This window comes from Legionella sp. JM-2024 (assembly GCF_055389095.1).
Window position 1 is genome coordinate 2,551,791 of sequence record NZ_AP039388.1, and the last position, 12,662, is coordinate 2,564,452.

Consider the following 12,662-nt stretch of genomic DNA (forward strand, 5'->3'; position numbering starts at 1 on the left):
AGGAGATACCTTAGGGCTTGACCGCAAGATCCAGATATCTGTTAAATTACTATGCATTTTGTTAGAGGCAAGATCGTAATGGATCCCGCGGTCAAGCCGCGGGACGTCGGGGATGAGAGAAATTTAGACTATTTTAATAAGCAAGGATATCTCAGGCCAGTACGCCCGACCTAATTACTGGGCTTGATTAATAGTCGTATTACCACTTTTTATTTGTTTAGGCTTAGGTGTTGAAGGATTTGTTGAAACCTTTGGAACAACGATATCTTTTCCAAACTTACCTTTTATCTTGACTTCTCCAGGCTGCAATACAGAAGATTGGCCATTGGCTCTGCGGCAACGTTGTGTATGACATTTCATAGTACACACACTTTGGAGACATCCATAACATCCCCAATTATCCCAACAACAAGCCCAATTACCTTCTATTGTTGAGGTAAAAGTTCCTCCTGCCAACTCACATATGCCTTTCATTTCAGCATTAGTTCCACCTGTATTAGGTGCAGCATAAACATTGATTGATATAAAACTGAAAAGAAATAAGAAGAGCTGTCCTGCTGTCCTTATAGATTTCATGATTCACCTCCTTGGAATCGTACTATTTAATTATGGCAGATCCCGAGGATTGATCAAGATTAAATCAAATAGATGTTAAAAGGTCAAAATTGAGGGTATTAAATCATGATTTTACACGTCATTGTTATGGATCGCTCAAATAATAAATTCCTTCGCTAATCACCCTCAGCTTAAATCCACTAAGCCTAAATCTACTTTACTTTTTCCTTAATAATGATGTTTGAAAGATACTTAATACAATACAAAAAACCAAAGTTGCTGCCACAATACTCAAAGCAATGAAAATTGGTATTTTAAACCAATGTGCAATAAGCATCTTAAAACCCACAAATACTAAAATAAAAGCAAGTCCATATTTAAGAAGATAAAATCGTTTATTCATATTTTCAAGCAAGAAATACAAAGCACGTAATCCCAATATTGCAAATATGTTTGAGGTAAATACAATAAAAGGATCGTTTGTTACAGCGAAGATGGCTGGGATGCTGTCTACTGCAAAAATAAGATCGCTGACTTCAATAAGTATCAACACCATAAACAGTGGAGTCACATAGAAAAGTTGATTTTGAATGATAAAAAATCGCTCGCCATGCAATTCCTTAGTGATCCGTAAATGATTTCGCATCCAATGCAACAAAGGGTTTTTCTCAAGCTCTGGTTTATCATCAGCAAAAATAAACATTTTAATTCCGGTTATCAATAGGAAAAACCCAAAAATATAAAGAATCCAATGAAATTGATTGACAATCCATATCCCTAATAAAATAAGGATTAAACGCATGACGATGGCGCCAATCACACCATAAATCAGAACACGACGCTGGTATTTGGCCGGGATAGAAAAATAGCTAAAAATAATAAGAAAAACAAAAATGTTATCAAATGACAAAGATTTCTCAATAAGATAACCTGTAAAGAATTCCAGGGCCTTTTCATTGGCTATGGAGACAGTGAAATTCTGAATAAGATACCACCAAAGCAGCACGTTAAAAATAATAGCCAAAGTGAACCATAACATCGACCAAAATAACGCTTCTTTTGTAGAAACACGATGGGCTTTTCGCCCCCCAAATACGAACAAATCTACAAACAGCATTATGACTACAAATGCTAAAAAGCCCAACCACATCCACCACTCGCTGATTGTAGTCATTTATTCCCTTTCCATATCTTTTGTATAATTCAGATAACATCGATATGTTTTCATTATAGCCCTACTGATAGAAACTATGAGCTTCATGAAAGTATTCACATTAACTTGGAATGGTAGTACCTCACATTAATGTGTAAGTCTTTAAACATAGGAACTTATTTTATGAAATGAGTATTTAAATACTCATTTGCACTTTTTACATCAATTCGAGGTCATATCCTCTTGAAAGAAGGCTAGGATGGAGCAGGGGAAGCATTCAGTGTAGCGATCAATTGAATAATCCCCAATTCACCATTAATTTTCTTACCCACAGTTAATTGAATTTTAAGCAATTGTGAAACTCGCATCGTGCTGTTTGTATAAGTGACTTTTAAGGGTAATGCGATTCTCCATTGATTGTCTCTGGTTTCAATTAATTCTGCTCGACCATTGATTTGACTATACATGGTTAGTTTTTGCATTTTAATTGCATTTATATTTCCAGATTTTTGCATAGCAGCATTAAATTCAATCCATCCATTTTCTGTGTAGCATGATTCTAATTTCTGTAATTGCGAATCTACCGAACTAAAATCAAAGGCAAAAGATTGGGCTACTGCCTGTTCTGCCCATCGTAAAATGATATTTTTATCCATTATTATGGTTTCTGGAGGGATTTTGTAGCCACAAGAAATATTTTCTTCTGGTTTTAATTGTTCAGATTGCACGAGTTGAGTATTTTGAACGCTGGGTAGAGGCTGAGTTAATGCCCTTGGAGAAGAAGAGGCCAGTACAGATTTTAAAGATTCTAATAAGTTGTTAGAGCTAGCACTCTGATCTTTACCCACCAGATTATCAATCATTTTCTGATTTAAAGTTAAATTAACATCAAGGCGTTGAATTATTTTCTCTTTATCCTTTTGGTAAACGACTTTTATAGGCAATTTAATATCCCATTGATTCTCTTTGGTTTCAATAAATTGAGCTTCCCCTTCAACCTGAGCACTTAAAATCGGCTTTTGATTTTCAATTACTTCATGGTCACCTGATTTTACCCTTATCGATTGATCTGGGGCCAAGTTATGCCATGAGGACAACTTTTGAAAAACTTGCTTCGTTGTTGATTCGAAATAGGATTTGGTTGTCTGGTCTAACCAGCTTAAAAGAACGTTTTGTCGATTGTTAATAATAAAATCATTAAGAGTTATTCGGGTTGAATGAGACGCATCAGTAACCTGCCGTTGTTCTGATATAGACATAATAATATCTGTAAATTTTGGAGATTCGGATAAAGAAATCCGTTGCCATCGGTTGCTTTGTCGATTTGTACTATTAAAGTCATTAGGAGCTATTTTGGCAAAATGAGAATCACCAGCAACCTGCCACTGTTCAGGCATAACAACATCTTTAAATTTTGGAGATTCAGGTAAGTTAATCGGTTGCCATCGAACAAGAACGTGAGTCGGATTTAATAAAATTTTGTTCGGTATTTGTGGAATGATGTCTGCTTTTTGGCGGATCCTGTTATTTAAAGCAATGTCTCTTTTAATTGCATTGTTTGAGAATAAAGATTTAAAAACAGATACTGCTGTTTTTTTTGCAGAACCTACACCTGCTTCCTTTCTCTCAGAGAGAATTATGCTCATACTTTTAATTGCTTCATCGGCTGGAGTTATCTTTTGGGCAAGTGGTGGCATACGAGGGATAGCTATCATTTGCATGATCCCCAAGCCATCTTTATTTTTCCAACCTATTGATAAATAGATATTAAGAAAATGAATCGCCCTTTCTTTCTCATTTTGGTAAACAACTTTTATGGGGAGATTGATTTTCCATCGGTTATCCAAGGCTTCTATTATCTGAGCTTGTCCATCTCGTTCGGCTTTTACTATTAATTTTTCTGTTTTAATGGTTTCGAGATTATTTGACTTCTGCAAGGCATTCTTCAATTGCACCCATCCCTTGTCTGTATAACAAGACTGTAATTTCTTCAATTGAATGTCCAGGGATGAAAAATCTATAGTAAAAGACTGAATAGCAGCATATTCCGCCCAACTTAAAATGATTGAGGGGTCAATTTTTGAAACTTCCGGTGAAATTTTATAATCACAATCAATAATATTTGAAAAATCCGTATCCTTTTTTATGATGGGGAGTTTTACCTTACTCGTACTCATTACAGAAACACTATTATCTGCATGCTCAGGATAGGCATTCATACTCAGTAAAATAAACAAGGCACTATAAAATAGGTATTTAGTCATAAAACAGATTCCTCATATTCCTTTATAACTATTGCACTAACAAGAACCTTACGTCCAGTATTTTTAAAATCAATATACATCTTAATAGTTTGGTTGTATCTATTTAATTTTTCAAATGATTTTTAACTGTCTATTAGAATTATCCAACGAATTACTATTCAGTCCTGCTAACAACTTTCTTCTTTCTTAAGCTATAAATCTATTATTTAGCAACCACCTGATTTTAATCAACTGAAAAAATCTGAAAACAAAGTAGGTTATCATCGGTGTGCAGAATGATATTTTTCATTTAAATAATAAAATAAAAACAAGGTTCCGAAGTAGAGAAACAGGGGTTTAATTATAAAATTAATAACAACAATAAAACGTAAAAAAATATCGTTTGATAACCATAAGACTTGATATAAGGATAAAAGCGGCAGGGTTTGATATTCGGAAGCAAGATACAATAATGCTGTTATGATTTTAATCAAGTAAAGACCAGTTAACATAACCAACAACGCAATCGGATGCCGAATGGTGTATAGGGCAGAAAAAAAAGTAATTTTCTTCATAGAGGTATGTGTCTTATCTCAGATCAAGATTTTTAATTTAAAGTTAACTAATGGAAAACAATGTTCCCAGGTTATTTTTTAATGCATTTCTATAAACAACTTCTGCGACACTTAAATCCTGAATAGCCAAACCTACCGATTTAAATACGGTTAGTTTATCTTTATAGTCAGTATTTTTTTCTAATAACCATTGACCTATCTCAATGATTAATTCCTTTTGCAATTGGCCTTGCTCTATAGCACTGATAATTTCACCAGATTCTGCCAGTACTGCTTCTAATTGATCAGCAATGACATTCCCTTGTTTTAACACATCGCTTCCAATTTCCTTCATAGACGGATTATGAGAGCCTATTGCATTGATATGGACATGAGGTTGAATATTATCAAAATGAATTAATGGTTCCGTACTATTGGTAACTGTACAAATAATATCTGCCTCCTTAACTGCCGAGGAAACGGACAGACAGACCTTCATATCAAATTGATCTTCAAATTCTTTAGCAAATTTTTCAGCGTTTTTAATATTACGTGACCAAATATACACTGTCTTAATATCACGTACCTCCGATACTGCTTCCAGTTGGGTCTTTGCTTGTACTCCTGATCCAATTAGGGCGACTCGTTGTGAGTCATCGCGAGCAAAATATTGGGTCGCTAGCCCGGAAACTGCTCCTGTTCTTAAAGCAGTCAAATAAGCAGCGTCCATTAAAACTTTCGCTTCACCAGTAGTAGCATCTAGCAACATAATAAAACCAGTAATGGAAGGTTTATTTTGAGCTACATTCTTAGGGAAAATAGAAACTACTTTTAAACCTAATGCCTTTTCCTGCATCAGATAGGATGGCATTGTCAGCATTAAAGCATTTTCTTCCTCAATGGCAACACCAGATCTTAAAGGTAATTTAACCTCATTATTGGCTAACTGAACAAAGGCATTTTCGATAGCACTAATCGCCTGCTTCATAGTAATGCTCTGTTGCACATCCGCTAAAGACAGTATCCTAAGACTCATACGAAACCTCATGGAGTTAAATTAAATAAGGTATTTCCTGTTTTCATATCAAAAGGAACAGAATAGTGCTCATGAGCAATCTTCCACTCTCCATCTATTCTGCGGTGCACCATTGTTCCACGCATCCATCCCCCCTGCATTTCACCTTTTTCGTTAGCGCCTCCACAATAAGTTAAATAGGAGGAAACAGCTAAATTGCCGTCAATCACAGTTTCTAATTCATGAATTTCGAACACGGTAGGACCTTGGCAGAATGAGAGACAGGCTTCCCAATGCTTTCTATAATCATCGACTCCATTAAATTGCAGTTGTGAAACCGCATCAAAAGAACGAATATCAGGTGCGTATTGAGACATAATTTTATTGATGTCTTTTGCGCATGCAGCATTGGCATAATCTTCAATCAGTTTATGAATTATCGCTATTTCATCTTCTCTCTGAGTATTAGAATTCATAGTTATCTCCTATAATAGATTTCCTTCCTGATTTCAATGCGTTGAAGAATTGCTTCGTCGTTACTGTGCTCGAATCCGCATGTATTTAACGGGTGCTTAGCAGTTCCGCAGCAGGTTCAAAAAGAAGCTAATGAATTGCACAGCATTTTCTTTATAAGCAGTGTAGTATAAATAATCCACTATAGCGAATAACAATAGGATTCCTTCCAAACACCATTAGGGTAGGAATTACTTAGTCAGTGAACCATCCAAATTCTAAACTTAATTCATAAACCTATTCAAGGTGATGCTAAATACTTGACGCAAAAGCATTTGACAGCACACCAAAATGGAACTTGCTAAAAGGCACTATGGAGCTGGAAACAAAAAATTAAATTCTCAAGAGTTTTTCTATCCCATAGCAAATCATTTTGTAATTATATATAACATAATGGTTTAAGTTTATATACTATTGATATATAATGCGCACTCAGTCCAATTTAATCATAAAAGTGATATGCCAACCAAAATTAACAAAAATGATATTCCTAAAAACCAGTTATCTGAATTTTTTAATGGAAATAAAACGAAATCCAAAGAGATTTCTCAAAATGATCCACAAATATTAAAACCCAATCAAATTCTCAAATTGTTAAACTCTAAAAGTCGCAGGAAACAAGCAATAAGCGCTTTTTTATATGCGTTTGCAGATATAGATAAAACAACTGTATTGAATTTTATTACTACTCTTCAAAGTTATCCTATCGATACCCCTGATACTGAAATTGCTCAAGTGATTCACCAGTGGTATCTCTCGATCGGTAAAGAAAATAAAATCGGATTTAAAATGACTGATCAAGAATATCAACTGTCAAAAGCCCAAAATATTGCTGATATTATTACTGCGAATTTCTCACCTCGCAAAAAAGCAAAGTTAAAAGGAAAAGCCCTTCTGGATATAGGTGCTGGTGATTGTGCCATGACTTATTTAGTAAGTGAGCAATTAAAGATGGAAGCAAACGCTATTGATATTCAATCGAATATTGATTGGGGTGGTGAAAATAGTAGTGATAAAAAAAGTAAGAATGATTACATGACAAAAATTCATAATCATTATATCTATGATGGTAATGATTTATTAGATGCATTAAAGGGTAAAAAATTTGCAGTGGTTATGTATAATCATTCATTGCATCATTTCCCATCTTTTCAGGCTCAAGTAGATAGTTTGAAGCAAGCCAGCCAAATTTTAGAACCAGGAGGAATTCTTTTTTTATCGGAACATGCGAATTGTTTTGATGATGATATTTTTGATCTATCACATATCTTATTAAACTTACGATATAGTATTGATAAAAATCAAATCGCTACTCATTTGGAAGCTGGGGATGCTATTGCAAAATTTAAATCCGAATACCAGTCTCATTACTTTTCGAAAAATATTCTTGATGCCATTGCTGAACAACTTGGATTTATTTTGGTTAAAAAAGAAATTCGTTCTGCAACTGATGTTGCTAAAGCAACATTTTTTTGTTTTGTTAAAAAAGCACCTACAGTTGAATGGTTGTACTCTCCAAGATTTTTTGATACCGATGTAACAGATAGTCTTCATCACCATAAGGAAGAGCCTTCTTATCAATTGAAAAAGTATTCAGCAGAATCATTTAAATAATAAAAACAACCAGATAACTTTAGCACTGTAAAAATTCTCAATAAGATGTTTTTAATGAAGAAGTTTAGATAAACTAAATGACCAAATTAAAAACATTTTTTAACGAAAAGATTTGGAGGATGAGTAAGTCTCATAGATCTTCAGACATTTTATATTGGAAAGTTCATTTCTTGAAGACAATCTATTTATAGTGGTAAAGTCAATTCTCATAAAATTAATTGTAAACCTCCATGTTCAAAATAATCCGGGAAATGCCTGGTGGCGTTGCCTCTCTCTGTTTAGTACAAGCATTTTCCACTTTTTCATATGCTATTCAATACTCGTCCCTCGCACTTTATATTACTAAACAACTTGGAATTGCCCATTCATCAGCAAATAGCATAGTTGGTCTGTTTCTTAGTTTTAGTTACATTTTTCAATTAATTGGTGGAGTAATTGGGGGGCGTTTTTTAAGCAACAGGCTGTTGTTTATTATTACTATTCTTGTTCAAAATATCGGTTTGATCATTTTAGCAAGAGTCAATGCTTTCGAACTTCACATTGGTTTAAGTTTATTTATGGTAGGTTCTGGCCTGAATATCACAGCCTACAACAGCATGCTTACTCAACGTTTCCAGGCACAAGATGAACGAAGAGAAAGTGCGTTTTTTCTAAGTTATGCCGGGATGAATATAGGCTATTGCATTGGATATATAGCCTGTGGTTTTTTTGATTATTCTAATCAGTATCAATATTTGTTTTATGCCAGTATTCTAACCAACTCAATCACATTACTTATCATTACAAAAAACTGGCCTCATCTTATTGATAGCAATTCACCATTATTAAATGTCACAAACCCAAAGACTCTTTTAACAAAAAATATTCTGGCAATAACATCAATCACCTGCCTTGTTCCATTCATGTGGGTATGCTTTCAATTTGCAGATTTTAGTAATGCTTTGGTAGTGTTCATCAGCTTATTTATGTTTCTCATCATTTTCATCTTGGGATTACAACAGAACTCTTCGTCCGATAAACAAAAAATAATGGCCTATTTGATTTTAGCAATAAGCTCCGTGTTATTTTGGATGATTTATTTAACTGGTCCGATGGGGGTAACCCTTTTTGTCAAAAACAATGTTGATAAACATCTTTTAGGATTTGAATTGGCCACGCAATGGATAAAAAACATCAATCCTCTAGTGATTATTTTAGGAGCACCACTTATGGCAATGCTCATTAACAAATTAAAATCCAAGGGTTTCCAAGCCTCTGTCTCCATACAATTCTCGTGTTCCTTTCTGTTCTTAACTCTCTCATTTTTATGTCTTATGCTTGGGATTATTTTTTCGAACTCTCATGGTTATATCAATGTATACTGGATCATGGCTCACCATATACTACAAGGTATGGCAGAATTACTCCTTGGCCCCGTTGGTTTCGCCTTAATTGGGAAAATAGCACCCCCAAAACTACAAGGAATTTTAATGGGTACCTGGATGCTGGTTATAGGGGTTGCTGCTTCTTTTTCACAGTATTTTTCAAACGCAATGGTTAAATCCGAATCCATAGATCCTTTAATCACAAATCAGGATTTCTTATTAGTATTTGAACAATTAGCTCTGTGGTCCTTTCTCTGTGCCGTGCTGTTGTATTTTATTTCCAACAAATTGACTAAAATCATAAATAGCACCCAAGACAATCTCTCATTTTATGATTCAAAGCCTGCGGCATTAACCCAATAGACTAAGCTCAGTTGATTTTAATAAGCTTCAACTGAGCAGTTTTTACGAAATGATAGGAGCTTTTTAAAGTTGCATACCAGTTTTGGGGGCTTCCCTTTCAGGCATTTTAAAATGACTGAAATCCTTATCTGACGCTTTAAATTCTCCACCTGTATAAGGTGTGTTATTACCATTGTATAATTTTCCATCTCCATTAGAATAAGCCAGAACTTTATTGGTTGCAGCATCTACAACCACAAAAGCTCTGTTTTTTTCAGCCTGGCCTTTAAAGAAATCACCCGCAGCTTCCTGTGAAGGAAAAGTTAAGCGAGTTTTTCCATCTTTTGTTTCGGGTTCTTTATACCAACTTTCCTTGTTATAAAGTTTTTTGTAATCTTCAACAATTGGATCTATATCATCACTTTTAACATCAACTTCCTTGACAGGACCTCTTTTCTTTAATTCCTCTTCCATTTGCTGGCTGGACATCTGCAAAAATTCCATGTACTTCTTCTCAAGTTTCAGTCGCTCTTGCATGTCCGTCTGATTTAAAACTTGTAGCTCTTCCTGTTTTTTCTTTAGTTCAAGTAATCTCTCAAGCTCTTTTTGTTTTGCACTCATTAAAAATACCTCCACCAATCATTTGAGTTAATTTTAGTCTAAAAGATTATAAAATAGCATTATTTACCTTATTTTTTTACAAGTTCCTTACAATTGACATACTAGACGTAATTTAATCATAATAATAATGATATTTGTAAATGGATTTTGGCTATTTAAGTACAGTTAGAAACATACCGTGTTTAAGAACCAACGTCGAAGATGTTTTATTTATCTGCCTATAGGGTAAAGAATAAATACTATATATCTTTTACTTTTAGCCTTTAACACAAATAACAGGGATTAATTTAGCTACTTTTTTTGCTAAACCTGCTTGCTCGGCTGAATCAACGATAGAATCAACGTCCTTATAAGCTCCAGGAGCTTCTTCAGCAACACCACGATAGGAACCACTGCGAATTAAAATCCCTTGCTGAGCAAGTTTAGCTACAATGTCCCTGCCATTCCATTTTTTCATTGCCTGATGCCGACTCATAGCACGACCAGCACCATGACAGGCAGAACTGAAAGATTTTTGTTCAGAGCTTTTAATTCCTACTAATACGTAAGAACCTGTTCCCATGCTGCCACCAATGATCACGGGTTGGCCTATCTGAGAAACAGCTTTTGATAATTGGGGATGCCCAGGACCCAAAGCACGAGTAGCGCCTTTACGGTGAACATATAAGCGTCTCTTTTTGCCATCTAACTCATGGAGTTCTTCTTTACAAGTATTATGGGAAACATCATAAATAAGCTCTATCTTGGTACCCGGCAAAATATCCTGAAATACTTCCCGCATAAAATGAGTAATGATTTCCCTGTTAGCCAATGCACAATTAATTCCTGCCCTCATAGCCCCCAAATAATTTTCTCCTAATATAGAATGGATAGGGGCACATGCCAATTCTCTGTCAGCCAGTTTGATACCATGACGTTCTGCATCAATGGCCATAGAGCGGAGGTAATCAGTACCTATTTGATGCCCTAAACCTCTTGAGCCACAATGGATGCTGATAACAATATCGCCTTCCTTTAGATTTAAAGCGGTAGCTGTATGAGAACAGTAGATTTGTTTAACTTCCTGAACCTCTAGATAGTGATTGCCAGAACCTAAGGTACCCATTTCATTCTTCTGCCGTTTCTTAGCTTGCTCGGATACATAATCAGGAATAGCCCCTTCTGCACAGCCATGATCTTCAATACGATCCAAATCAGCCCTTTCACCATAGCCTTGCTTTACTGCCCATTGCGCTCCTCCCCGCATCATGTCATCCAATTGTTTTATAGTTAAATGAATACTGCTTCTACTGCCCACACCAGCAGGTATATGCGCAAATAAAGCATCTGCAAGACTTACCTTAACCGATTCTAACTCCGTTCTTTTCAATCCAGTGGATAAGAGCCTTACCCCACAAGAAATGTCAAAACCAACCCCCCCTGCTGAAATGACTCCTCCTTCATCTGGATCAAAAGCAGCAACTCCGCCAATAGGAAAACCATAGCCCCAATGCGCATCAGGCATGGCATAGGCAGCAGAAACAATCCCTGGCAAGGTTGCGACATTGGATAGTTGCTCGCACACTTTCATATCCATCTCAAGAATCAGCTGTTTCGAAGCAAAAATTACTCCTGGTACCAGCATTTTTCCGTGTTTTGGAATCTGCCATTCAAAATCATTTATTTTTTTCAGGAGGTTTAATTCCATAATTTTTCACCACCTTAATTTCTTTAAGGGAGTATGACCCAGGATGAATGTATTAAGAGAATTTGTCATCCCCGCGAAGGCGAGAATCCATCCACAAAATGGCATTAAACCATCTCCGAGTATGGTTCCCTGCCTTCGCAGGGATGACAATTACTCTCACTATGATTTGTTTATCATACATCAATTCGAGGCTATGCCCCTTTAAGGAGTCTCCAGTCAATAGACTCTATACATCCACAACACATTGAGCGATCCAAATGTTATTTTTTTTGTATACTTTTAATTCAGTATAGGTGGCTCCTTTGACCTCGACAACAGGCTGATGTTTTTTTTGATCCACTTTTTCCCCCTTGATGATAGCATTCAAGGTTAGATCTTTGATTTGAATGTGAAATTCACCAAACAACATATTATGAATTTGCATATTATAAATTACAGCATTAAGCCAATCAGTAAACAAAATCTCTTCATTTGGGGCTTCACAATGTATTTTTACTGATTTGTTTGGCTTGATTAATGCAGAATCAGTAATCACATTGGTTAGTGCCAATGCCCCCATTTCAAAAGAATCTGCGAGCGAAGGGCCAGCCCCAAGAATTCCAATGTCCGCTTCATGAGTAAAATGTTCCCAGTATTTTTTTAATGACAATGGTTTTTGTTTTTTGCTAATAATTGCAACTCCCTTTTGGCTTTCATTAATATTTCTTTTTGTTCTATCGACAATTTTTTTCCTGCTCGATTGATATAAAAATTCAACATAGACATGGCTGATTGGTATGGAGTTCCTTTTCGTCTATTACTATGGAATGCTGAATTTAACAAAGAAGCAGCAATTTTTTTGGGGTCATTCCAAGTGAAAACCCCTTTTTCAATATCAAGAGCATTGCTGGTTTCTGTAACCTTTTGCGACCAATATTTTTTTTCCATTGATTTTATTTGCCAAATGCCATTCAATAATTATAGATGTTGAACATGAATTCGTTTATTTTGAACTGAAACGC

The 12,662-nt window shown here is 35.4% G+C and carries 12 protein-coding genes; 2 read left to right on the forward strand and 10 right to left on the reverse strand.

The window, feature by feature from the left end; translation table 11 throughout:
- Positions 1–174: 174 nt before the first annotated feature.
- The 6 genes from ACZ5EK_RS11135 to ACZ5EK_RS11160 form a co-directional block, all read right to left on the reverse strand.
- Positions 175–576, reverse strand: coding sequence for an acetyltransferase (locus ACZ5EK_RS11135; protein WP_464429631.1), 402 nt, complete (start codon positions 574–576; stop codon positions 175–177).
- A 196-nt stretch (positions 577–772) separates the two neighbouring features.
- On the reverse strand, positions 773–1,729 hold the full coding sequence (locus ACZ5EK_RS11140; protein ID WP_464429633.1) for a TerC family protein: 957 nt from the start codon (positions 1,727–1,729) through the stop codon (positions 773–775).
- A 233-nt stretch (positions 1,730–1,962) separates the two neighbouring features.
- Positions 1,963–3,972: a DotI/IcmL family type IV secretion protein gene (locus ACZ5EK_RS11145; RefSeq protein ID WP_464429634.1), complete on the reverse strand. Its 2,010-nt coding sequence runs from the start codon at positions 3,970–3,972 to the stop codon at positions 1,963–1,965.
- Between the two features lie 260 nt (positions 3,973–4,232).
- Positions 4,233–4,526, reverse strand: a complete 294-nt coding sequence (locus ACZ5EK_RS11150) for a hypothetical protein (RefSeq protein WP_464424546.1) — start codon at positions 4,524–4,526, stop codon at positions 4,233–4,235.
- A gap of 43 nt (positions 4,527–4,569) precedes the next feature.
- Positions 4,570–5,541 (reverse strand): ornithine cyclodeaminase family protein, encoded by a 972-nt coding sequence (locus ACZ5EK_RS11155; RefSeq protein ID WP_464429635.1) that lies wholly within the window; start codon positions 5,539–5,541, stop codon positions 4,570–4,572.
- An 8-nt stretch (positions 5,542–5,549) separates the two neighbouring features.
- The gene (locus tag ACZ5EK_RS11160) at positions 5,550–5,996 is read right to left on the reverse strand and encodes a YybH family protein (protein WP_464429636.1); all 447 of its coding nucleotides are present in this window, start codon (positions 5,994–5,996) and stop codon (positions 5,550–5,552) included.
- 496 nt (positions 5,997–6,492) lie between these two features.
- Here ACZ5EK_RS11160 and ACZ5EK_RS11165 point away from each other — a divergent pair, with 496 nt between their 5' ends.
- Positions 6,493–7,647 (forward strand): class I SAM-dependent methyltransferase, encoded by a 1,155-nt coding sequence (locus ACZ5EK_RS11165; protein ID WP_464429637.1) that lies wholly within the window; start codon positions 6,493–6,495, stop codon positions 7,645–7,647.
- A gap of 230 nt (positions 7,648–7,877) precedes the next feature.
- Positions 7,878–9,374 (forward strand): peptide MFS transporter, encoded by a 1,497-nt coding sequence (locus ACZ5EK_RS11170; RefSeq protein WP_464429639.1) that lies wholly within the window; start codon positions 7,878–7,880, stop codon positions 9,372–9,374.
- Between the two features lie 63 nt (positions 9,375–9,437).
- On the opposite strand, the gene ACZ5EK_RS11175 is transcribed toward ACZ5EK_RS11170, so the two are convergent.
- The 4 genes from ACZ5EK_RS11175 to ACZ5EK_RS11190 all read right to left on the reverse strand — a co-directional run bounded on the left by ACZ5EK_RS11175 (position 9,438) and on the right by ACZ5EK_RS11190 (position 12,588).
- Complete coding sequence (locus ACZ5EK_RS11175) at positions 9,438–9,974, reverse strand: Dot/Icm T4SS effector CegC4 (RefSeq protein WP_464429640.1); 537 nt, start codon at positions 9,972–9,974, stop codon at positions 9,438–9,440.
- A 256-nt stretch (positions 9,975–10,230) separates the two neighbouring features.
- Positions 10,231–11,661 carry an RtcB family protein gene (locus tag ACZ5EK_RS11180; RefSeq protein ID WP_464429642.1) on the reverse strand — a complete coding sequence of 477 codons (1,431 nt, stop codon included), beginning with the start codon at positions 11,659–11,661 and terminating at the stop codon, positions 10,231–10,233.
- Positions 11,662–11,887: 226 nt separating this feature from the next.
- On the reverse strand, positions 11,888–12,310 hold the full coding sequence (locus ACZ5EK_RS11185) for an archease (protein WP_464429644.1): 423 nt from the start codon (positions 12,308–12,310) through the stop codon (positions 11,888–11,890).
- Positions 12,301–12,588, reverse strand: a complete 288-nt coding sequence (locus ACZ5EK_RS11190; protein ID WP_464429645.1) for a DUF3175 domain-containing protein — start codon at positions 12,586–12,588, stop codon at positions 12,301–12,303. The genes ACZ5EK_RS11185 and ACZ5EK_RS11190 overlap by 10 nt, the downstream gene beginning before the upstream one ends.
- Between the last annotated feature and the right edge of the window lie 74 nt (positions 12,589–12,662).